Source organism: Nitrincola nitratireducens (assembly GCF_000585235.1).
Lineage (GTDB): Bacteria > Pseudomonadota > Gammaproteobacteria > Pseudomonadales > Balneatricaceae > Nitrincola > Nitrincola alkalisediminis.
The window spans coordinates 142,007-165,534 of the sequence record NZ_AONB01000001.1 but is presented as its reverse complement, the minus strand read 5'-3'; the positions used below and the strand labels follow the sequence as shown (position 1 = coordinate 165,534).

The following is a 23,528-nucleotide window of genomic DNA, read 5'->3' as shown; positions in this document are numbered from 1 at the left end:
AAAAAAACCGCCCTAAAACTAGGGCGGCTAACCTGGATGGTTAAAAAGTTACGTCAGTCAGCTTGACGACGTAAAAAAGCAGGTATATCTAGAAACTCCATATCGTCCGTGCCAGTTCTCTTAGTGGGCTCTGAGCTGGCGCTTTTTTCTTCGGCTCTTTTGACTTGAAAACGCTCTTCGCGACGAGCAGGTCTCATTCCGCTGGGCATCTCAACCTGTGTCGAAACGGATGCACTTCTGACTGCACGCATGCGCATACCGCTGTTCACCACTTGCTTGACTTCTTGAGCCTTGCATAGACCGGTTGCTACAACAGTGACCTTAATTTCATCACTCATTTCAGGGTCAATAACCGTACCTATTACAATGGTAGCGGTATCTGAAGCGTATTCTTCGATGATGTTACCCACTTCAGTAAACTCACCCAAACTGAGATCCAGCCCGGCAGTAATGTTCACTAAGATGCCACTTGCCCCTTTTAAATCCACGTCTTCAAGCAATGGGCTGTTGATTGCAGCCTCTGTTGCAATCGTGGATCGAGCATCACCGCGACCAACACCCGTTCCCATCATGGCCATGCCCATCGATGACATCACGGTGCGCACGTCCGCAAAGTCAACGTTAATCATGCCTGGACGAATAATCAGATCAGCTATCCCTTGAACAGCACCTCTTAAGACATCGTTCGCGATCTTAAATGCTTCGATCAAACTGGTATTACGACCCAGTACTGGCAGCAATTTTTCGTTTGGAATGATGATCAGTGAGTCAACGCTTTCTTGCAATTCACGGATGCCATCTTCAGCAATCTTCATCCGCTTACGCCCTTCAAATGGGAAAGGCTTAGTAACAACGGCAACGGTCAAAATGCCCATTTCCTTCGCCACCTGAGCCACGATTGGCGCAGCACCTGTCCCCGTGCCACCGCCCATGCCTGCCGTAATAAACACCATATCAGCACCCGACAAAGACTGAGCAATACGATCACGATCCTCTTGTGCTGCAAGGCGTCCAACATCTGGGTTTGCACCGGCACCCAATCCCTTGGTCAACTCACTGCCAATGTGCAAAGCCGTTCGCGTCGCTGATTTAGCAAGCGCTTGAGCATCGGTGTTTGCACAAATAAACTCAACACCTTCTACCTCAGAGATCAACATGTGCTCAACAGCGTTGCCGCCACCGCCGCCCACTCCGATCACTTTGATCACCGCGCTCTGCGGCACGCTATCCAACAGTTCAAACATTTATTACCTCCAGGTTTTTTCCCACTCTATTGGTGGGTGTAAATCATTAAAAATTGCCTTGAAACCATGTCTTGATTTTTTGCATCATTTTTTTCTTCGGGGGTATTTCAACCGGATGCCGAGCTGTTTCAGGCACCGTTAGACCTGACTCATTCACCGTGCCTTGAGACAACCTTGCATAGTGCAGCAAGCCAATACTGGTGGCATACGCAGGATTATGCAGTAAGCTCTCCATCCCGCGAACGCCATCAGGCACGGCCAAACGCACAGGCATATGAAAAATTTCTTCCGCAAGTTCAACAGCACCTTCCATGCGAGATGTGCCACCCGTTAATACGATTCCTGCCGCCACCATATCTTCATAACCGGAACGACGAAGTTCGGTCAAAACCAGATTGAAGAGTTCTTCATAACGCGGCTCAACCACCTCGGCCAATGACTGACGTGATAAGTTACGTGAAGGACGATCCCCAACACTGGGCACTTGTATGGTTTCGTCTGCTTGAGCTAGCTGTGATAAAGCACAAGCATACTTAATTTTAATTTTTTCGGCATGCTGAGTCGGGGTGCGCAGTGCCATTGCAATATCGTTGGTCACCTGATCACCAGCGATTGGAATCACCGCCGTATGACGAATAGCACCCGCTGTGAACACGGCTATATCGGTCGTACCTGCGCCAATATCAACCATGCAAACGCCTAGATCTTTTTCATCTTCGGTCAGCACTGAATAACCTGACGCCAACTGTTGCAAAACGATGGCATCAACTTCTAAATCACAGCGACGAATGCATTTTTCAATATTCTGAATCGCGTTCGTTGCACCGGTTACCAGATGCACTTTCGCTTCTAAGCGAACACCAGACATTCCCAGAGGCTCTTTAATGCCCTCTTGGTTATCGATCATGTACTCTTGTGGAAGAATATGAATGATTTTTTGATCAGCTGGTATGGCAACCGCCCGCGCGGCATCAATCACTCGTTCCAGGTCTTGCTCTGTTACCTCACGGTCACGCACAGCCACAATGCCATGTGAATTGAGACTATTGATATGGCTGCCTGCAATCCCAGCCGTGACGGAGTGAATTTTACAACCCGCCATCAACTCAGCTTCTTCAACGGCTCGTTGAATAGCACTGACGGTGGATTCAATATTGACAACGACGCCCCGTTTTAACCCTGTCGATGGGTGGGTGCCAACGCCAACTGTTTCAATAGTGCCATCCGGGCGTAGTTCACCCACAAGACATACCACTTTAGATGTCCCGATATCGAGGGCGACAATCATGTTGTTAACAGTCAACATAGTTTTGATAGGTTCTCAAGGTCAAAGCCTGTATCTAACGGCCGTTTATTATTCACACGCAAATTACAGGCCAACTTTAATTAGCACAGGATAAAAACTTTCCAATGCTAATTATCACCGAGTCTGCCGCCTATATTCAACTTTTTTTTAGCCTATAAAAACGGCAAAAATTTGCCGCTCTATACGGCAAACCTTTGTGTTTTCAATAAACTAGCTCCTTTAGACATGAACAAGGTTGCCGATCAAAAAATATCCAATCTAAAATAATTCATTCATCAAGAAATATTTTCAATCAAGATCTCTTTTTGAATAATCGGCAAAAAATCAAATTTTAATCTTGATAAATCAAAGTAAAATCAAAATTAAATTTTGATTTTTCAAGAAAAATTATGAGCATGTCTGGATTTTTTTCAGTCCATTTTTCAATCAGCAAAAAACACAGGCTTCACCACATGACATAAAGTACAGGGATTGAAATCAACGCCGCCGCACCAGAAATGAACACATTACGCAGGTCTCCAAGCTTATGCAGCACCAAAAAGTGCGCGACTGGAAAAGAAACAAACACGCTGCTTAAAGGAATCCACCAGTCTAAGCGCGAAAAACCATAGGCCAATGCACCGATTAATGTCAGTGCAGATACATTTCCTAATACCATCACAAACACCAACCCTTGTTGCGACTGTAACAACTTAGGCTTTTGCTCTTCGGGAAGTTTGTTCAATGCGCCCGCACTGAGTGCAGCTGACATAGAAAACACACCGGCTAACAAAAAAATAAAGACGGGATCCACTTTTACACTCCTCTTTTAGATACTCGCCCGCCATTGTACGACAAAGCCGCTCCTATCACGTAATTAATGATACAATCTTCTGCTTAAGATATCCTTTGCTGCCTTTGGTGACCCATGCCCGACTATCTCGTTGATGAAGCCGTAGAAGATTACGCATTTATTAGCACGCAAAAAGAACCCGAGCTGCTCCAAGAGCTCATTGACACCACCAATGCTCAAATGGGGTGGCCCCAGAAGCTGTCTGGGCGTTTGGTTGGCCGCACACTCAAGCTTCTATCGTCATTAGTGCAACCGACACACGCGCTCGAAATTGGCATGTTCACAGGCTATTCTGCCTTATCGATTGCCGAAGGCATGCCGGATCATGGACGTTTACTCTGTTGTGAAACCAATCCACGCGCAATTGACATGGCCAAATCATTTTTCGCACGAAGCGAACACGGCCATAAAATCGATGTTGCATTCGGGCGCGCCCTGGAAACGCTCAATACCATTGATTACGAACTGGACTTTACGTTTATTGATGCCGATAAACGCAGCTACCTTGAATACTACGAAGAAGTCAAAAAACGCACGCGCTCCGGCGGCTTGATTATACTCGACAACGTCCTCTGGTCGGGCAAAGTTTTGCAGCCCGAGTCAGAATTAGACGATATACTGGTAGAAACCAACCATCGAATCGCGAACGACCCTGAAGTTGAGAATGTGTTTTTAACCGTCCGCGATGGGCTCAACGTTGTCCGTAAACGCTAATGATCTAAATTCAGCAGGAGCAGATGAATGAAAACGTTGATGTATCTATGTCTCTGTTTGCTGCTCCTGATTCTGGCACTTGTTACCTCTAGCCTGTTTTTTCTCCCTCAAATAACCCGGTACGCCTTACCCTTATGGCTTGAAAAACAGGGATTTGAGAAGATTCACTTTGAAATGTCGCCAGTTGCGATGGACCGGATTCATCTTAACCAGCTCTGTTTTTCGCAAACAGACGTCACCCAAACACTTCACATTTGTCTAGACAACAGCCTGCTGTCCTTTAACCTTAAGCCGCTTCTTCAACAACAAAGCTTGCCTAGCCTCCATATCGAGCATGCATCCATTCAAATAGAGCAACACGTCCTGTCCGAGCAGGAAACACAGTTCGATCTCTGGCTATCTGAGTTTATTAACACGGAGCGACTGCCTCTGCTCCCACTAGAGCATCTTGAGATAGAAAAGCTGACCTTTGAATGGCAAAACCCGAATCAGCATTATGAAATTGAAGGCCGCCTTAGCCTTAATGATGAACGCTGGTACAGTAACCTTCATGTGCGACAACAAGGCCAGTCACTGATTGATGCTGAGATTAAAGTTACCCAGTCGCTTGAAACCTACTTGCTGTTGAATTACGAAGACCGCCCTTTGTATGAAATGAGCGGACATTTGGCACATCAAGAAGACCATTGGCTACTAAACTTGGGTCACATATTGCATGCAGATGTTGCCATAAACTGGCTTCAAACTCAGCATGAAATTACGATAGATCTGCCTGAGTTTAAACAGGCTCAACTGATCGGGAGCACTCATATTCTACTTCCCGATTACTGGCAAGGCAGCCTTATCGAGAGCTTAAGCCAGATTCAAATCGATGCGTCCCTAGGAATTCACTTGGATCTTTCGACACCTCATCTGCAGAGTCAAACGGCACAACTCATGTTAAATGCCACGGCAAGGCTTGAGTCTGGGCAATTGAAAGCCCAACTCATTGAGGGAGCTTCCATTCACTTAAATGAACTCACCTTTGGGGATTTTTACACGCCCTCACTCTACCTGCAGCTTTTATCAAATTTAGAGTTTGAATTCGATCTGCTGCATGGCGAGCCTTGGCGATATGGACCGAGCCGATGGATTATGAACGGTCAACAGCCCCAACTGAAGGCACTGGATGACCTGCAAGCGCTGCCTCTACTCCTAAGCCTGGAAGCCGGTGATGCCAACACGGGCGTTAAAGGGCGTGCAAGCATTCCATCGTTGCGTATATCGCCACCCGGAAGAGCACTGCCTATTTTAAGCATTGAGGGGCCATTTCAACTCAACAAGACACGTGACTCAATTACAGGCAGCGCATCTGTTAAAACTCAAGATCTCCCCTTACAGTTGGATGCCAATTACCAGTACAACACTCAGGGGGCTGGTTTTCTGAACTGGACTCTGGCGCGTTACGCGTTGCAAGGCCAGACACCCGTACTGAGACGCTTTTTACCTGAGCTGCCCGCCAAACTTGATTTGGCACAAGGCAATCTAACGCACAACGCGAGTCTCCGGTTTAGTGCAAACCGCTGGTCGCTGCAAGCGAACACCGAACTCACCTCTGGAGTGGTCAACTACGGCGAAATCTATGCTCAGAACGTTGATTGGAAAAGCCAGTTTAGTCTCGATTCAACTGGCCAGTTTCAAGATCAGGGCAATCTGTTACTGGAGTATGCCAACATTGGACTGCCGATCACATCCTCCGGTATTCGCTATCAATACCGAGGCAATACGAGCAATACTAACACCCACCAGTTACGCCTTGAGTCACAGAAACTGTTTTTACTCGGGGGAGAAATTTATCTACCCGCCATACAAGTTAATCCTTTAAACCCCAATAGTATTTTTCTAGTCAGCATCCGCGACATTCAACTATCATCCATTCTTGAACTTTATGCGCAACAAGGACTCTATGGTGAAGGGACGATTGATGGACAACTTCCCATACAGATCACCCCCTTGGGCATTAGCATTACGCGCGGTAATTTAGGTAGCGTTATACCGGGAGTCATTCGTTACACACCCAGTCATGGGGTAGGAGCAGCAGCCAGCAGCAATATTGGCCTGCGTTTGGCGTTAGATGCGCTAACTGATCTGAGATATACCCTATTGGATTTAGAAGTAAACTACCAACCCTCGGGGGATGCGCACTTAATCGCACGCCTGCAGGGCAATAATCCAAACTGGCAACAAGGACGTCCTATCGACCTCACACTGAGTGTTGAAGAGAATATTCTAGACCTTCTAACGGCCTTGCAAATCAGCAACCGAATCACCGATTCACTGGATCGACGATTTAGGCGGTGAAAAACATCTCTGTTTAGTATAGGTTAAGCATGCATCCCTTAGTCTAACCGTAAGAGGATTTAACATTGGAGAAGAAGATGATGAAAACGCAGTTGCTTACAGCAAGCACGCTTACCTTGCTGCTTATGATGGTAGGCTGCACACCTACCGTGCAGGTTGCTGCGCCGACTGACCCAATTACGATCAATCTGAATGTTAAAATCCAGCATGAAATTTTAGTAAAAGTTGATCGTGAGATTGATGCATTACTTGAACAAAACAGCGACCTTTTCTGAGGACAATGATGATGTCTAAATCGATTAAAACATTTTTTGCCATAGCGGCCCTTCTCATCGTTGCTTTTCCCGCTTGGGCACTGTCTTTAGAACAAGCAAAAAGCCAGGGTTTAGTTGGAGAGCAACTCAATGGCTATCTAGGTGCAGTTGGAAACTCGCCCTCGGCTGAGGTTCGAAACCTGGTTAACTCCATCAACCAACAACGTAACGAACTCTACAAACAACGCGCGCGCGAGTCGTCTGTGACATTGGATGTTTTCGAAGCACGTGCAGGTGAACGACTGAGAGAACGCGCCAACAGTGGCGAATTCATCCAAGACTCAAACGGACAATGGCGTCGTAAATAATTCACGACTCGTATAAGGAGGTTGTTTTGTTCAGTTACCGCCAACTCAATTTTTTAGGGCTTGTATTGTGCGTCGGCGCAATGGCCTTCGCCCTACTTTTTCTTCAAAACCACTTAGGTCTCGAACCCTGCCCGTTATGCATTGTGACACGCATCATCGTCATCAGCCTCGCCGTGGTGTTTTTACTCGCCTTCTTACACAATCCTAACAGCGGTGGCCAGAAGTTCTATGCGGGGCTCAACCTGATAATCGCAATCACCGGACTTGGCGTTCAGCTGCGCCACGTTTGGCTGCAAAACCTGCCCGCCGATGAAGTACCCGCTTGCGGCCCGGGATTGGAATACCTTATGGATACCTTACCCCTGGTCTCTGTCCTTAAACATGTTTTCAGTGGCTCGGGGGAATGCGCTGAAATTGATTGGACATTTATGGGACTGAGCATTCCAGCCCAAACCGCACTCTTGTTTGTTGTATTGCTTGCGTTAATTTTGACAATTTTAAAGAAAAAGACCAAGCGCCCTTTATTCGGTTAACCCCATGAATTCGGCGTTTTTACAGCAACTCAAAGTCCAGCAAGTTCGCGATCTGTATTGTGCCATTAATGGCCCATCCGTCGCCGACTTGCCAGGCTTGACTCACTGGCAAGACGACAGCCCGGATTTTCATCAACGCCTGCTCGCCTTAGATGCCAACCCGACCCCCTTACTTCAACATCTATCGGATCACCCGCAATCTCGCCTAGGCTTGTATTTTGAAACACTTTGGCACTTTTACTTTGATCAGCATCCAAGATTTGAACGGCTTGCAAGTAACCTGCAGATTCAACCGGATAGACAAACAACATTAGGCGAGTTAGATCTCATTGTTCAGGATCATATAGGCAACCAAAGCCTTCATATCGAACTGGCCATTAAGTTTTATCTGAACCCTTGGAATCACCAAACTCAACCTTTACGCCACTGGGTTGGCCCTGAGCTGCGGGATCGATTTGATTTCAAATATGAAAAAACCCTCACACAACAACTACCCCTATCTCAGCATCCCTGCACGCACGAAATACTGTTGGAACAAAAGCTTAGCATCGATAAATCGATTGCCATCATGAAAGGCACCCTCTTCTCACAGGGAGCGACCGCTCAACAACGCAATGTATGGATGACACAAGAGCAACTCTTGCAAACGTGGCCCAATCAGAAAGCACGTTATTTACCTAAGCGCCTGTGGCTCAGCCCTTTACACCCTGATGAGCACTCGGGCATCGCTCAGTTACCGTCTCTATTGGAGGCAAACGCTGACAACAGCCCTTATCAAATTGCACTGTTATCGGATCAAAATGACGAAATCGGTCGCTGCTTTGTCGTCAATGCATGCTGGCAACAACGCGCGCAAGCCTTTACTCAACTCTCAGCCAAAAAGCGCTTAACGAGTTCAATAGACTCTGATTGAACAAGTGTTGGGGCATGACCTACCCCTGACAACTCGATCAGTTGAGCCTGCGGCTTGGACTCCAACATTTTCTCCGCCAACTCGGGCAATAAAACGTCAGACGTTTCACCTCGGATAATCAAGACGTTCGCCGCAAGCCCAGACCATTCATCCCATAAATCCTGCCCCCCCTGTTCTTGAAAGGGGATCACTAAACGAGGATCGTAGTGCAGCGTGAGATGCCCTTCATTCGTGCGACGAGCAGAGGTAATCGCCATACGTTGCCAGAAAGCGTCAGTATTGCAACCAAACGATACATACACCTGACGAAACCAAGCCTCGAGCTCATTGAATGTCCTGAAGGTTGGCAGCAATGACACATAGGTGCGTATTCGCTCCACCGCCAAGGCTGGCACTTCTGGCGCAACATCGTTAACAAGTAAGGAGGCAATCAGGGCCGGATAATGATGCGCAACATAGATACCAATCAACCCGCCCATGGATGTGCCAACCCACTTGCACTGGCGAACACCAAAGTACTGAATCAATTCGTTAGCAATTTGGGCATAGAAGGGGATTGTATACTGTTGTTCTGGGTGCTCGCACCACTGAGACAGTCCCCGACCCGGAGTATCAGGACACAGGACAAAGTAATCGAGACTTAACGCTTGCGCAAGCTCATCAAAGTCGCGCCCGGTTCGAGTCAGCCCGTGCCATAGCACAACGCAGGGGGAGGACGGATTGCCCCAAGTGGTCACATGAACTTCTAGACCCAAGCATTCGATAAAATGATATACCGGACTCATAGCGACTCTCCTTGTTAACAGAACCTATCCGATATTAATCCAAACAATTCACGTCAATCAACGCTTTCACCCAGATATCAAACTGCTGGATAATGCCAAGGTCGGACTTGCAGGACACAGGCATCTTCTCTAACGTATAGAATCCTCTTAAAAAATTAATTACAAGAAAAAAGGATTCACCATGCGAGGCTATTCGATCTCATTGCTGAAAGGTGACATTTTTGGAGGTCTCACTGCAGGTGTCGTCGCCTTACCTTTAGCCTTGGCGTTCGGTGTCGCCTCTGGAGCAGGTGCTGCAGCCGGTTTATACGGTGCGATTGTCTTAGGATTGGTCGCCGCATGTTTAGGGGGAACGCGGGTTCAAATATCCGGCCCAACAGGCCCAATGACGGTCGTGTTTGCTTCTGCGCTTGCCGCCTTTGGAGGCAGCTTTGAAATGGCTTTGGCCGTTGTCTTAGTGGGTGGAATTCTACAAATCGGTTTAGGTCTGCTTAAAACCGGAGGACTGGTTCGCTATATTCCCTATCCGGTCATCTCAGGCTTTATGAGCGGTATCGGATTTATCATCATTCTTTTACAAACCGCCCCCTTACTGGGTGCTCCGGCATCAGCCTCCCCGCTTGAAGCAATCCTTAAGCTCCCTGCAAACTTAGGACTGATTAACGTGAGCGCGCTCGCTATGGGTTTACTAACACTCGCCATCGTTTTTTTAACACCCATTAAAATCAGTCGCTTTATTCCCTCTCCCCTACTCGCACTGGTTTTATGCACGATCATCAGTGTTGCGCTTGATTTACATTTACCCATTATTGGTGACATTCCAACGGGCCTACCCGAGTTTCATCTACCCACGTTTACACTGAGCCAATGGAGTCTAATTTTCAGCCTTGGCTTAACATTGGCACTGTTAGGAAGTATTGACAGTTTATTGACCTCGATTGTCGCCGACTCAGTCACGCAAACACGTCACCAGCCGAATCGAGAACTTATCGGTCAAGGCATCGGCAATATTCTTTGCTCATTTGTAGGAGGACTGCCAGGAGCTGGAGCCACGATGAGAACCGTCGTTAACATTAATTCAGGCGGGAAAACACGAGTGAGTGGCGTCATTCACTCGTTATTTTTATTAACCCTGTTGCTCGGTCTTGCGCCTTTAGCCGCACAAATCCCTTTAGCTGTTTTGGCTGGCATTCTGATTAAGGTCGGTATTGATATTCTTGATTACCGCTTATTAAAACTTCTAAAACAAGCACCAAAACCTGAATCCTTAATTATGGCTTCGGTCTTCGCATTAACGGTTTTAGTGGATCTAGTGATGGCGGTCGGCGTGGGGGTTGTTTTGGCCATGGGACTGTTAACCTGGCGTGTTGCAAAAGAGGCGGATATCACGTTTGACACAAACAACACTCGTTATCCCTATTTGGATAAAGCCAATCCAGGGACTCGTATTGTGCAAGTAAAGGGGCCGTTATTCTTCGGTTCGACCAGCCATATGCTTGATCGCATAGAAACCGTTGATAAGGTGGTTGGCACTCAACAAATCATCTTTGATTGTCGCAAGGTCGACTTTTTGGATTTAACGGCCATTTTTACGCTTGATGATATGGTTGCACGCCTCCACCAGCGTAAGATTCGACCCAAAGTGGTCGCCACCCAAGAAATACGTCAACAGCTGTTGCAGATGAACACACCCAATTTGACCGAGTCGATTATTTTTGCGGATATGAAGGAGGCCATGGGGCAATAGGCTTTTTCAACAAGGCGCTTTAGTGTTAGAGCGCCTTGGAAGTTGGCTTTTTATGCCATTAAACTCAGTCAATACCTCAAGGGGCAACTGCAAAATACCGATCAAAAATAGCCAGCATATTACGAACATAAGCAATACGTTGCTCAATACTCGCAGACAACGGACGGATGCCTATTTTCGCACCCAACACCAGCAGTTGCTCCGCTGAATCCACTGCCGCTAAGCACTGACAAATGGCTTGTTCAGTCATCCAACTACCCGGCTCGCCATGCAACACCTGCTCACTAAGACGTGGTGGTTGATGGCTGTCACACCAGGCACCATATTCACTGTTTTGGTCCGACACTCCAGAAAACATAACACCACTTAATACGCCTGCGGCTTGCGCTGCATTGATATGCTCAAGCGCCCCCTCAACCCGACGAGTCTCAATGACCGAGCGGCCCCAGTTAATGACCATGCCCAAATGCTGCTCAGCAGGTAGATGGATGTTTAATTGCGTTAACACCTCAAGCTCATCAGCCAATGCCAAAAAGCCTTTAGATGGCGTATGGCTGTCAACATACGCATCGCAATGTTCGATCACCAAACGAGCCCCCTGCCAGTCCCAGCTCATCAGTGTTTGAAGCGATGCTTGCAACGCGGCTTTAGAAGACGGCGCATTGTGTCGTGCTGGCGCTGTTTGTATTTGTATCGCCTGAACCGCCGGCCTGCCCAAATGGGCATTCAACTGACCAACGGCTGTGCAGGCCTGCTGCATAAAGTCCAACGCCGCCAAACGGCCAGACTCGTCTACAGACGCCAGACCAAACTGCGGGTTCTGCCCCAACGCATTCATAATGCCGGGAATACAGGTCAACACATAATCCCAAGCTGGGTCGATATTCGCTAAAAACCAGCGATCATCATAGGGATGCAGGTGGCTCCCCAAAAATGGATGCTCTAATCCTTTCACATTTGGCAGGGCTTTTAATTCATCATAAAAAGCCGTTTCCAGTTGTGCGTTCCAACCGTTTTGGTTAGGTGAAGCCGCATACGCACCCAGGTAATATTTCATCGTATTAAGTATCCATTTCCGAGTTGACGAACAATGATGAATCAGCATTCAAACAGCACCTTTAGGAGTGTAGAATAACATAGACTTCTCAAAGGAATTTAGAATGACACTCTATAAAAACATACTGCATCCCTGCCGTTCAGTCCTACTCAGCGCAAGTTTGATATTGCCTTTCACCCTTATTTCGGCCTGTGCTGCAACGCAATCAGAGACGGCCCCCATCGTGGCATCTAACACCCCACAGGCGGCACCACAGACACCACCGCAGACAACAGAGCCAACTCGCCAGGCACAAGCTCAACAACCCAAAGCTTATGCGAACTTTGACGCTTGGCTTGAGGCATTCCGTCGTGATGCTGCGTCTCAGGGCATTAGCTCACGAGCGTTATCCGCGCTCGATAATGTGCGCTATTTGGAGCGAGTAATCGAACTCGACCGTTTCCAGCCTGAATTTGTTCGACCGATATGGGAATACTTAGAGGGTGCCGTATCCTCTGCTCGAATTAACAACGGTCGAATTAAACTGGCCGAGCATCGACAGACAGCAATGCAGATGGAGCAGCGCTATGGAGTGCCAGCGGAAGTTATCGTCGCCATTTGGGGCATTGAAAGCAGTTATGGCAGCAACTTCGGCAACTTTTCAGCCTTGAGTGCGTTTGCAACCCTAGCCTACGACGGTCGACGCAGTGAGTTTGCCCGCGGCGAGTTACTAGCGGCACTGCGCATTATCGACAGTGGTGATATTGCTGCAGAAAATATGATTGGCTCTTGGGCAGGAGCCATGGGGCACACCCAGTTTATTCCTTCAAGCTTTGAAACCTTTGCCAAGGATGGCGATGGCGATGGCCGCCGCGATATCTGGGGCAGCATTCCCGATGTCATGGCATCAACCGCCAATTACTTGGCCCGTTCGGGTTGGCAGACAGGTCAGCCTTGGGGTGTAGAAGTCAGGTTACCCTCTGGTTTTGATTATAGCCAAACCGAGCAACGTAGCAGTGCCGAGTGGGCCGCTCAAGGCGTGCAAGCCTTGAATGGCTCCCTACCGTCTTTCTCCAGCGCAAGCGTGATCGTCCCAGCGGGTGCTCAGGGACCGGCCTTTTTAGTCGGACCGAATTTCCGAGCGATTCTGCGCTACAACAACGCCACAAGCTATGCCCTAGCCGTGGCCACGTTGAGCGATGCAATTGCCGGACGCGCGGGCATTCAGCAGTCTTGGCCTCGTGATCAGCTACCCCTCACCCGTGCACAAGTACGTGAGCTTCAGCAAGCGCTGAATGCCATGGGGTATAACGTCGGCGAGCCTGATGGGATTCAGGGACCAAATACACGCAGAGGCTTGAGTGCTTACCAGCGAGATCAAGGGCTGGTTCCGGATGGCTTTGCTACCCAGGCGTTATTGGAGCGGATCAAGCGGCGTTAAAACAAAGCCCAACACACATAAGACCCTCATGATGTGGGTGTGTTGGGCCTCAATCCAAGCGCGAATGTGAAACACTATTCAGTTCCGAAAATGGCTAGTATCACGCAAATTTATGCATACACTGGGTGTATAAAAACTGCATAAGGCGCGTGATACCCATGCCATTCTGGTTGGAACTCGATAGAGAACAATGTCAACAAGCTCGCATGAGCCGTGATCCGCGCTTTGATGGCCGATTTTATGTCGCTGTCAAAACAACGGGGATATTTTGTCGCCCGATATGCCCAGCTCCCCTGCCCAAAGAAGAAAATGTAGAATACTTCTCGAACTCCGCACTCGCTCTACAAGCGGGTTATCGGCCATGCTTACGCTGCCGCCCAGATAGCGCCCCTCATTCTTGGGCCTGGAAAGGCGTTGAGACAACCTTCCTACGCGCCATCCAGCTCATCGAACAAGGTGAATTGCAATCGAGCAACCTGACTCATTTTTCCGAACGCCTGGGTATTAGCGACCGCTACCTACGGCAACTCTTCCAAACCCATTTAGGAGTATCCCCCAAGCAATATGCGCAATACCATCAGTTGATGTTCGCTAAACAGTTGCTGCATTCCAGCGCCATGTCGATTACCGATATTGGATTTGCGTGTGGGTTCAATAGTACACGCCGCTTTAACGATGCCTTTATCAAAACACTCAAACTCACACCCAGTCAAGTACGCCAGTCGAAAACGTCACGGATGCTAACAAACCTCTTAACCTTACCCTTTCGCGGTCCTTTTGACTGGCAACACCTGTTGGATTTCTACCGATTACGTGCAATAGACGCCATTGAGCAAGTGGGTGATCACACCTATCAACGCACATTCAACTTACAGAATACGACAGGTTGGTTTCGTGCCAGCTTAACTTCACCCGGCCATTTGGACGTTGAGTTTGAGTTAGAGGACATTACCAAACTGCGTCACTTGGTGGCAAAGTTACGCCGTCTATTTGACCTAGATGCTGATATCAATCAGATCGAAACCCATTTGGAACACTGTGCACCGGGCTTAGTCACTCACTCGGGTATACGTATCCCCGGCGTTTGGAACTGCTGGGAAGCTGGAGTTAGGGCCATTTTAGGGCAACAAGTGTCAGTAAAAGCAGCAATTGGCCAACTCAACCTGCTCGTCAATACGCTTAATAGCCATAGGGCCTCGGCCACTTACTTTCCAACACCCGAGCAAATCACGCAGCTCGACTTGAGCTTTTTAAAGATGCCGAAAAGTCGAAAAGAGACCTTAAAACGCTTTGCAGAACTCATTCACCACACCCCTGAAGCCGATATCGACTCCTGGCTAGCACTAAAAGGCATTGGTCCTTGGACCGCTAACTACGCTAGGTTAAGAGGCCAATCGAACTCGGATTGCTTTTTAGATACTGATTTAATGGTGAAAAAAGCCTTGCTCCGCTTCCCTGAACTGAACGCCACCAACGCATCTCCTTGGGGGAGTTACGCCACCTTTCATTGCTGGAATCAATAAAATGAACACCTACACTCATTATCAAAGCCCTTTAGGGCGCATGACCCTGCAAGCCTGTGAACAGGGTTTACTGGGTGCTTGGTTTGAAACAGAAACCACCATGCCTAAGTATCTAGGAGAAAAATCTGAAAACAACCCTGTACTTATCAATACGATCAAACAGTTAGATGAGTATTTTGCAGGTAAACGCACGTCATTTACGCTGCCCTTAGCCGCAAAAGGCACTGTATTTCAACAATCAGTATGGCAAGCATTATGCGAAATCCCGTATGGTGAAACCTGGAGCTATCAACAGATTGCAGATGCTATAGGTAACCCAAAAGCGGTCAGAGCCGTCGGATTGGCCAATGGAAAAAATCCAATTTCGATTATCGTCCCTTGTCATCGAGTCATTGGCAAAAGTGGCAAACTCACGGGTTATGCGGGTGGGTTAAGCCGCAAAGCGAGCTTATTGGAACTTGAGAAAATGAAAAGCCTTGTCAAATAAATTGGTAAAGCACAGGAACAATAAACGCCTATTCTGACGATGTATCGCTCTCCCAATTTCGAAAATCCTATTCGACCATTTTTTCCGCACATTACGACTAAAAGCGGGTAGAATGTGCGGCTTAATTTTTGTTATCCGATCGCGGCACGCCAGCGGTCAAGCCATTTTTTGCGGGATTACAGTATAATGAGCGAGCAGCTTTCCTCTTTGCATACACTTGAACACCATGACGCGTTTATTGAGCGCCACATTGGTCCCTCCCCTGAAGAGCAACAAGACATGCTGTCGGCTCTTGGGCTCGAATCACTCGATTCGTTGATTGAAGAAACCGTCCCAGCCACTATACGAACCGATATCCCCAAGGGCTTAGGGCAACCGCAAACAGAAGTTGAGGCACTGACCCGACTCAAGTCGATCATGGGGCAAAACCAAATTAAACGCTCTATGATTGGCATGGGCTTCACAGATGTCATTGTCCCCAATGTCATTTTGCGAAACGTCCTTGAGAATCCGGGCTGGTATACCGCTTACACCCCTTATCAACCGGAAATTTCACAAGGTCGTCTGGAAGGTTTGCTGACCTTCCAACAAATGATCATGGACTTGACGGGTCTTGAACTGGCCAACGCCTCCTTGTTAGACGAAGCCACAGCCGCAGCTGAAGCCATGACCCTTTGCAAGCGCATGTCTAAAGCAAAAAAAGCCAATACATTTATTGTGGATGAGCACCTGCACCCACAAAACATCAGTGTTATTCTAACGCGTGCGGCGCCCTTGGGCATTAACGTCGTCATTGGCGATGTCGCGCAACTGATGGATAAGCACGACTACTTTGGTGTGGTGGTACAGTACCCGAACACAACGGGCAACATTATTGATCATACTGACCTGATTAAAAAAGCCCATGCCCAAAAAGCACTATTCTGTGCGGCGGCCGATATCATGGCATTGGTTCTGCTCAAGTCTCCGGGCGAGCTGGGTGCCGATGTTGTCTTTGGTTCTTCACAGCGCTTTGGTGTCCCCATGGGCTATGGTGGCCCATCAGCCGCTTACTTTGCGACGCGTGATGAGTTCAAGCGCTCTGTTCCTGGCCGTATTATTGGTGTGTCGGTGGACAGTCGCGGTAAGCCCGCATTACGCATGGCCATGCAAACCCGAGAGCAACATATTCGACGCGAAAAAGCCATGTCGAATATTTGTACTGCACAAGCGTTACTCGCCAATATGGCTGCCTTCTATGCGGTCTATCATGGTCCACAAGGCTTAACAATCATTGCCGAGCGTATCCACAGACTCACCGATATTTTTGCACGCGGACTGATTCAAAAAGGCATTCGTATTACGCATGAACACTGGTTCGATACCCTGACATTGGAGTTAGGAGACCAGCGTGACGAGGCTTTTGCTCGCGCCGCAGCAATGGGCATTAACCTAAGAAAGCTTGATCAGACTAAGTTAGGCATCACCTGTGATGAGCGTACAACAAGGGCTGAAATCAACACGCTTTGGACAGCCATTCTCGGCGAGGATCATGGCCTTGAAATCGACGTGCTGGATCAAGCGCTTTTAGCTGATGGATCTACGTCGATTCCTGCAACGTTAAGACGCGATCACGCCATTCTCACGCATCCCGTTTTTAACACGCACCACAGCGAAACCGAAATGCTACGCTACCTGAAACGTCTTGAGAATAAAGACATTTCCTTAGCACATAGTATGATCGCTCTCGGCTCCTGCACCATGAAGCTAAATGCCACAGCGGAAATGATTCCCGTCACCTGGCCTGAACTGTCCAATATGCACCCCTTTGCGCCCATAGAGCAAGCTAAGGGTTATCAGCAAATGATCGATGAGTTAGATCAGATGTTGCGTGCTATTACAGGCTTTGATGCCATCTGCATGCAGCCGAACTCCGGTGCACAGGGCGAATACGCAGGCTTGTTAGCCATTCGTAATTACCTGCGCTCACAAGGTCAAGGTCATCGCAATATTTGCTTAATCCCCACCTCAGCACACGGTACCAACCCTGCTACGGCAGCGATGGTCGACATGCAGGTTCTGCTGGTCGATTGTGATAAAAAAGGCAACGTTGATGTCAACGACCTGCGCGAAAAGGCCTTGGCACATAAAGACGATCTCGCTTGCCTCATGATTACTTACCCATCGACCCATGGTGTCTTTGAAGAAGAAATCAAAGAAATCTGCCAGATCATTCATGATTGCGGTGGCCAGGTTTACATGGACGGTGCCAACTTGAACGCGCAAGTCTGTGTCAGTCAGCCCGCTGAAATCGGCGCGGATGTGTCACACATGAACCTGCATAAAACCTTTTGTATCCCACATGGCGGTGGTGGTCCTGGCATGGGACCCATCGGTGTGAAAGCACATTTGGTTCCGCATCTGGCAAACCATCCGGTCATTGCTGTTAACAACGACGACAATGTCACCAATACTGCTGTTTCGGCAGCTCCTTGGGGCAGCGCCAGCATCCTTGCAATTAGCTGGGTCTATATTGCACTGATGGGGGGACGAGGTCTGCGTCAAGCAACGGAGGTTGCCATTCTCAATGCAAACTACATCGCTGAGCGTCTGAGTGCACACTACCCTGTGCTCTACACAGGCGTCAAAGGCCGCGTTGCTCATGAGTGCATTATCGATATCCGTCCGCTCAAAGAAAAGACCGGAATAACGGAAGAAGATGTTGCGAAGCGCTTAATGGACTTTGGCTTCCATGCACCCACCATGTCCTTCCCGGTACCGGGCACTTTAATGATCGAGCCTACAGAATCAGAGCCGAAAGCGGAGCTTGATCGCTTTATTGAAGCGATGATTACGATTCGCGAGGAGATTTCGGCGGTTGAAGCGGGAACCTGGGCGGCTGAAGAGAGCCCACTCAGAAACGCTCCCCATACCCAAGCCGACTTGATGGATGCAGAATGGAATCGCCCGTACACCCGTGAAAAAGGCGCGTTCCCTGCACATTGGTTGAAAGAAGCCAAGATCTGGCCATCGGTTAACCGTGTTGATAACGTCTACGGTGATCGTAACCTCTTCTGCGCCTGTATCCCTGTTGAGGATTATCGTTAAACCTCAAGCAATCAAAATGCCTAGGCGAGACATCCTAGGCATTTGGGTTCTTGCACGCTTAATGTGATTTGCAACGTGCCCCCTAGTATTAGGGGGACTTATGCAAGAGTTGCGCTGAATAAAGCGTCTTTTAAGCAAAGCACCTTTAAGGTTTCTTAGTCTTTGAGCCAGACGCTTCATCTACATTCGATGCTTCATCTGTTTTCGGCATATCGTCCACAATAGAGGCTTGACTCAAGCTAGGTGCTTCATCCGTCAGTTTGACCTTAGGTTCATCCGTTGGATTGATCCGCTCGGATTCCGCCAGTCGCTCCTCCTCCCATTGCTCAATAAAGCTTTTTTCCTCTACGTTAGGCTCAGATTCAACAGGGTCTATTGGTGTCTCATCAGAGACGGCGATATCGGCTTGAGTTGCATCCGCTTCATCAACCGATATTGGATCAACCGGCTTATCCACTGAGTCGCCTGAATCATAGAGCGCTTCAGGTACTGGGGACGAATCATCTTGTGCAGCGTGGAAAAGCTCTTCAACCGGGAACTGGACCGAAGGCTGAGGCACAAACTCCATTTTCTCACGCTGTAAGCCAGCCACGCTGGACTGGTACAATGCAAACAACATCATAACCAATAAATTCAACGCAATGTACGCAAATAAGGCCGCAGGGCCAAATGCAGACATTAAAGATGAGCTTAATAGTGGCCCAAAGATCGCACCACTGCCATAGCCTATTAACAAGCCTGAGGACGTTTGCATTAACTGACCAGGATCACTCCAGTCATTCACATGCGCAGCCGAGAGCGGATAAATAACAAAGGCCAACGAGCCATAACAGAACACATTGATCAGCAACAGATAAAAAGGCAGCTGGAAGAAGCTTTGCACCACCATTAACAGGCTAAAAACCAGCCCTCCAAAACAAACACCCGCCAGCACCTTACGACGCTCAATACGGTCAGACAGTTTACCCAGCGGAATTTGCAAGACTAAGCCAGAAAAAACCCCGGCCATCATAAAAAAGGATATTTCTTGCACACTAAAGGACAGGTTCTGAGCGTAAATAGGCGCCATCGCAAAGAATGCCGCATTTACCGAGCCTGCGCACACAGCTCCCCAGAAGCCAGCTGGAGCAACGCTTAACAGAGGTCGAATGGCAAATCCGGTGACGGGATTCGGAATGGGAGCCTCTGTCCGCGTCATCATCAAAGGCATCAGAGATAACGAGAAGCAAATCGAGGCCACAGCAAACGCCTCAAACGTATCCGGCGAGGTGAAGATCAAAAACAACTGCCCTAGACCGGATGCTAAATAGTTCACCACCATGTAAATGGCCAGAATACTGCCTCGGGTTTTATTATCCGAGCGCGCATTCAACCAACTCTCTGTAATGATAAACAAACCCGCTAAACAAAAGCCGTCGATCAAGCGCAATACAGCCCACACCCATGGGTCAATAAATAACACATGCAGTAAAGGCGACAGAGACATGAATGATGCAAAGGCCGCAAAGGCACGAATATGCCCTCCACGTTGGATCACGTAGGACGTGTAGCGCGCCCCTAAGAACATCCCTAAGAAGTACCCGGCCATAATCAAACCAATGGTTTGTACCGTAAATCCTTCTAAGTCTGCCCGTAAACTGGTGAGTGTGGTAAAAAGCGCATTCGCCAGTACCAGCAAACCATAGCTGGTATAAAGCGAAAGGAGGGTTCTGGCTGTTCGTAACATAAAAACCTTTAAAGTTATTCGTTGGTAGCGGGCGCTTCATTGCCCAACATGATCGCGATCCAGCGAGTGCTCTCGTTTTGCTCCAGCGCTATTTTGACAATCATGGTCAGTGGAATGGATAAGAACATTCCCACAGGGCCAAATAGCCAACCCCAGAGAATCAATGACAGAAACACCACGAGTGGCGAAAGTCCTAGCCCCTTACCCATAAAGCGGGGTTCAATCAGATTTCCCATGATGATATTAATCACAAGGTATCCTGAAGCAACAAAGATTGCATCACTCACGCCAAGCTGCACGAGTGATAATAGAACAGCTGGAATGGCTGCAATCAATGATCCTACGTTAGGAATATAATTCATTAACATGGCAATGAGTCCCCAAAGCACGGGGAAATCAACATCGAGCCACCACAGCCATAAGGTAACAAGCACCCCTGTCACGAGGCTAATGGTTGTCTTAATCACCAAGTATTGATTCACTTGACGCATAAACCAGATGCATTTTGCAATGAGTGCTCAGCATTGGGTAAAGCGGCTTTTAGCTTATCGGAAAAAGTTGCCTCCTCGAGCAACAGAAAGATCACAATAAACACCACCAAAAACAGGTTGGTCAACAACGAGCCTATACTCGATAAGGTTGAGCCAATTAAACCCATCATTTGACTTGGGTTCAGGTGTGTCATGATCACATCCCGATCCACTGGGATGTCCCAGCGCTCTAAATACGGCAAAAAATCCACGACCACCGTTTGCAAACGCGCTTGATAAGCAGGCATGCGCGTCATAAAGGTATCAATCGACTGACTGACCACCATCACTAAAACACTGCCAACAGAAATTAAAACTGAAAGTGCAATAATAACAGAGAGGTAGGCAGGAATACCCTTTTTTGTCATCAAGCGCACAAAGGGTGTACTAATGATTGCCACAAATAATGCAAGCATGATTGGAATCACGATTGCTTCCGCTGCCTTTAATCCCGCAAGAATCACAATAACTCCTGCAATACCGAGCAACCACTTCAATCCATGAGATTCAGACATAGCACCCCTCTCGTTACTGTGCACTAAAATGGAATTGTAACCTGTTGAACAGCCTTTCCCAATCATAAGACTTGTGTTGTACAGAAATAATTTAAGGAGGCCCGTGAACAACGAAGCCGAACTTAAAATCAAAAAACGTCTATCCAGCTGTTACATAATTATACTGATCAGTCTAAAATAGCATTTTTTCTTTTCCCGAGACACCCCATGACGACAACTAATCAAAAAGTTATCCCTGGCTTAGTCTGGATGCTAGCCGCATTAACCGCGCTGGCTCCCTTATCCATTGATGCCTATCTACCGGCCTTTCCACTCATGGCTGAAGATCTTCATGTTTCCGTACATGACATCGAATTAACGCTTAGCGTATTCCTAGGCGGATTTGCATTGGGTCAGTTGACCGGCGGCCCCATTTCCGACCATTGGGGACGAAGAGCAGCAATCGTCTGCGGATTGAGTATTTTTAGCCTTGGTTCGATTGGAATTATTTTAAGTGACTCTATTGGCGTTTTATGGGGCAGCCGCTTTCTACAAGCACTCGGTGGCGGAATAAGCGTCGTCAACTCCGCCGCCATTGTCCGAGATCTATATCGAGGAGCAGACAGTGCCAGAGCCATGTCACGTATCGCCGCCATCATGATGGTCGCACCTATGCTTGCGCCTGCACTTGGCAGTTTGCTGTTAATGGTAACGGGCTGGCGCAGTATTTTTATTCTCCTTCAAGTATATTGTTTGATTTTACTTTGGGTTTTGTGGGTCCACCTTCCTGAAACACGTCGCCATGACCCAAACCGCCTCCCCTTAACCCTCGCGCAACGCTACCGAGAGATTATCCTGCACAAAAAAGCCATGGGTTACTTACTTTCCGTCGCATTTGGTAATGGCGGCATGTTTGCATTTATTACTGGATCAGCGACCGTTTACCTAACCTATTACTCCGTCAGCACTGCAATGTACCCGCTATTATTTGGTGCAAATGTTCTAATGATCCTCGTCTGCAATCAAATTAATGCGCGTATCGTCCATATTTTTGGCCCTCAAAAAATTCTACTCACGGCCCAAGCTGCACAAGTGATCATCGGCATTATCGCGCTCTTATGCATTTTATTAACGCCTCATCCTCTATCACTACTCATCCCACTCATCATCATGTTTATGGGCTTGCAAGGATTTGTCATGTCCAATGGTATGTCCTGTACAGTAGAGTTTTTTCCTCACAGTGCCGCCTCCGCAACGGCCCTCACTGGTGCGGCAGGTTTTACCTTAGGTGCTTTTGCAGGAGCCGCTGTCGGATTACTGGGAGATGGAACTCCCCTCCCTATGGTGTCGGTGATGACGGGCGCGGTAGGGCTGGGTCTGAGCACTCGATACTTTCTACATCGAACGCCATAAAACTCAGAATACGGAATACCTTTGCCCCGCATTAAACTGATTGTATGAGGTTACCGTATGAGAAAGGGTATGCATATTAAATACCCGTAACATCTGTTCATGAGCGATTAAGTGTGTATAAGATACGCTCTGTTTGCATCAAGGTAACACAAAGTAGGCTCAAAAATAAGGAACTCGTTTCCTTTACCTTGGTCAGACAGAAGAGTTTTGATTTGGATCATTGCAGCTTTAATAAAATAAAGTTCTAATATATCCAACAACTCCAAGACCCTCGACCTGATCGCAGAATCGGGCACGGGTTCAACCGTCAATGAAATAAGGATTTAAAAATGGCTAATTCAACTCGCCGTGGTTTCCTGAAAAAAGGCATGTTTGGTCTTGCCGCTCTACCACTTGGCATGGGCGTTTTAACGTCTAAGTCGTTTGCAGCTAGCTTACCGCCTCTGAGCGAAGATGCACCGAATGCTAAAGCACTTAACTACAAAAAAGTGGCCGCTGATGCGTCTAGCCACCCTGCCTTTAAAGAAGGCAGCTATTGCGATAACTGCATGTTCTGGCAACCCGATACTGAAGGCTGTACCTTGTTCCAAGGTTTCTCTGTGGAAGCCAAAGGCTGGTGTCAATCTTGGGTACAACGCCCAGGTAGTTAATCCACCCAGTCAATATTCAATATTGATGCCTAATAACCCCGTTTATTCGGGGTTATTTGTAAATCCCCACTGTTCTACCGCCGACAATTCATTATACTAATTCCA

Annotated in this window: 21 protein-coding genes; 13 read left to right on the top strand and 8 right to left on the bottom strand. The window is 48.0% G+C overall.

Features of this window, described 5'->3' with window-relative positions; translation table 11 throughout:
* Nucleotides 1–53: 53 nt before the first annotated feature.
* The 3 genes from ftsZ to D791_RS00735 form a co-directional block, all read right to left on the bottom strand.
* The gene (ftsZ, locus tag D791_RS00745; RefSeq protein ID WP_036506521.1) at nt 54–1,244 is read right to left on the bottom strand and encodes a cell division protein FtsZ; all 1,191 of its coding nucleotides are present in this window, start codon (nt 1,242–1,244) and stop codon (nt 54–56) included.
* 46 nt (nt 1,245–1,290) lie between these two features.
* Nucleotides 1,291–2,550, bottom strand: coding sequence for a cell division protein FtsA (gene ftsA / locus D791_RS00740; protein WP_036506518.1), 1,260 nt, complete (start codon nt 2,548–2,550; stop codon nt 1,291–1,293).
* A gap of 445 nt (nt 2,551–2,995) precedes the next feature.
* The gene (locus D791_RS00735; protein WP_036506516.1) at nt 2,996–3,343 is read right to left on the bottom strand and encodes a hypothetical protein; all 348 of its coding nucleotides are present in this window, start codon (nt 3,341–3,343) and stop codon (nt 2,996–2,998) included.
* A gap of 114 nt (nt 3,344–3,457) precedes the next feature.
* Here D791_RS00735 and D791_RS00730 point away from each other — a divergent pair, with 114 nt between their 5' ends.
* The 6 genes from D791_RS00730 to D791_RS18685 all read left to right on the top strand — a co-directional run bounded on the left by D791_RS00730 (nt 3,458) and on the right by D791_RS18685 (nt 8,504).
* Nucleotides 3,458–4,096, top strand: coding sequence for an O-methyltransferase (locus tag D791_RS00730; RefSeq protein WP_036506513.1), 639 nt, complete (start codon nt 3,458–3,460; stop codon nt 4,094–4,096).
* A 27-nt stretch (nt 4,097–4,123) separates the two neighbouring features.
* Nucleotides 4,124–6,436, top strand: coding sequence for an intermembrane phospholipid transport YdbH family protein (locus D791_RS00725; protein ID WP_036506511.1), 2,313 nt, complete (start codon nt 4,124–4,126; stop codon nt 6,434–6,436).
* An 80-nt stretch (nt 6,437–6,516) separates the two neighbouring features.
* A complete protein-coding gene (locus tag D791_RS00720; RefSeq protein ID WP_036507255.1) occupies nt 6,517–6,711 on the top strand; it encodes a YnbE family lipoprotein in 195 nt (64 codons plus the stop codon).
* An 11-nt stretch (nt 6,712–6,722) separates the two neighbouring features.
* On the top strand, nt 6,723–7,058 hold the full coding sequence (locus D791_RS00715; protein ID WP_036506509.1) for a YdbL family probable chaperone protein: 336 nt from the start codon (nt 6,723–6,725) through the stop codon (nt 7,056–7,058).
* A 26-nt stretch (nt 7,059–7,084) separates the two neighbouring features.
* Entirely contained in the window at nt 7,085–7,591 is a 507-nt protein-coding gene (locus D791_RS00710) for a disulfide bond formation protein B (protein WP_036506506.1), read from the top strand.
* Between the two features lie 4 nt (nt 7,592–7,595).
* Complete coding sequence (locus tag D791_RS18685) at nt 7,596–8,504, top strand: DUF1853 family protein (RefSeq protein ID WP_051513817.1); 909 nt, start codon at nt 7,596–7,598, stop codon at nt 8,502–8,504.
* Here the strand turns inward: D791_RS18685 and D791_RS00700 are convergent.
* Nucleotides 8,456–9,289 (bottom strand): alpha/beta fold hydrolase, encoded by an 834-nt coding sequence (locus D791_RS00700; protein ID WP_036506504.1) that lies wholly within the window; start codon nt 9,287–9,289, stop codon nt 8,456–8,458. The genes D791_RS18685 and D791_RS00700 overlap by 49 nt on opposite strands.
* 181 nt (nt 9,290–9,470) lie before the next feature.
* Between D791_RS00700 and D791_RS00695 the strand changes: the two genes are divergently transcribed.
* Nucleotides 9,471–11,036, top strand: coding sequence for a SulP family inorganic anion transporter (locus D791_RS00695; RefSeq protein ID WP_036506501.1), 1,566 nt, complete (start codon nt 9,471–9,473; stop codon nt 11,034–11,036).
* 76 nt (nt 11,037–11,112) lie between these two features.
* On the opposite strand, the gene D791_RS00690 is transcribed toward D791_RS00695, so the two are convergent.
* The gene (locus D791_RS00690; protein WP_036506499.1) at nt 11,113–12,093 is read right to left on the bottom strand and encodes a DUF4862 family protein; all 981 of its coding nucleotides are present in this window, start codon (nt 12,091–12,093) and stop codon (nt 11,113–11,115) included.
* Nucleotides 12,094–12,196: 103 nt separating this feature from the next.
* On the opposite strand from D791_RS00690, the gene D791_RS00685 reads away from it, so the two are divergent.
* The 4 genes from D791_RS00685 (at nt 12,197) to gcvP (ending at nt 18,610) form a co-directional block, all read left to right on the top strand.
* Nucleotides 12,197–13,513: a lytic murein transglycosylase gene (locus D791_RS00685; protein ID WP_051513816.1), complete on the top strand. Its 1,317-nt coding sequence runs from the start codon at nt 12,197–12,199 to the stop codon at nt 13,511–13,513.
* A gap of 158 nt (nt 13,514–13,671) precedes the next feature.
* Nucleotides 13,672–15,036 carry a DNA-3-methyladenine glycosylase 2 family protein gene (locus tag D791_RS00680; protein ID WP_036506497.1) on the top strand — a complete coding sequence of 455 codons (1,365 nt, stop codon included), beginning with the start codon at nt 13,672–13,674 and terminating at the stop codon, nt 15,034–15,036.
* Between the two features lies 1 nt (nt 15,037).
* Nucleotides 15,038–15,523, top strand: coding sequence for a methylated-DNA--[protein]-cysteine S-methyltransferase (locus D791_RS00675; protein WP_036506495.1), 486 nt, complete (start codon nt 15,038–15,040; stop codon nt 15,521–15,523).
* 186 nt (nt 15,524–15,709) lie between these two features.
* A complete protein-coding gene (gene gcvP, locus D791_RS00670) occupies nt 15,710–18,610 on the top strand; it encodes an aminomethyl-transferring glycine dehydrogenase (protein WP_036506493.1) in 2,901 nt (966 codons plus the stop codon).
* A 145-nt stretch (nt 18,611–18,755) separates the two neighbouring features.
* On the opposite strand, the gene D791_RS00665 is transcribed toward gcvP, so the two are convergent.
* From D791_RS00665 to D791_RS21275, 3 genes are read right to left on the bottom strand one after another with little or no spacing between them, the layout of a single operon-like run.
* Entirely contained in the window at nt 18,756–20,336 is a 1,581-nt protein-coding gene (locus D791_RS00665) for an MFS transporter (RefSeq protein ID WP_051513813.1), read from the bottom strand.
* 14 nt (nt 20,337–20,350) lie between these two features.
* A complete protein-coding gene (locus tag D791_RS21280) occupies nt 20,351–20,827 on the bottom strand; it encodes an AI-2E family transporter (RefSeq protein ID WP_272944807.1) in 477 nt (158 codons plus the stop codon).
* Nucleotides 20,815–21,381, bottom strand: coding sequence for an AI-2E family transporter (locus D791_RS21275; protein WP_272944806.1), 567 nt, complete (start codon nt 21,379–21,381; stop codon nt 20,815–20,817). The genes D791_RS21280 and D791_RS21275 overlap by 13 nt, the downstream gene beginning before the upstream one ends.
* A gap of 207 nt (nt 21,382–21,588) precedes the next feature.
* On the opposite strand from D791_RS21275, the gene D791_RS00655 reads away from it, so the two are divergent.
* Together D791_RS00655 and D791_RS00645 are read left to right on the top strand one after the other, a co-directional pair.
* Nucleotides 21,589–22,773 (top strand): multidrug effflux MFS transporter, encoded by a 1,185-nt coding sequence (locus D791_RS00655; protein ID WP_036506492.1) that lies wholly within the window; start codon nt 21,589–21,591, stop codon nt 22,771–22,773.
* A gap of 329 nt (nt 22,774–23,102) precedes the next feature.
* On the top strand, nt 23,103–23,423 hold the full coding sequence (locus D791_RS00645; protein ID WP_036506487.1) for a high-potential iron-sulfur protein: 321 nt from the start codon (nt 23,103–23,105) through the stop codon (nt 23,421–23,423).
* Nucleotides 23,424–23,528: the final 105 nt, after the last annotated feature.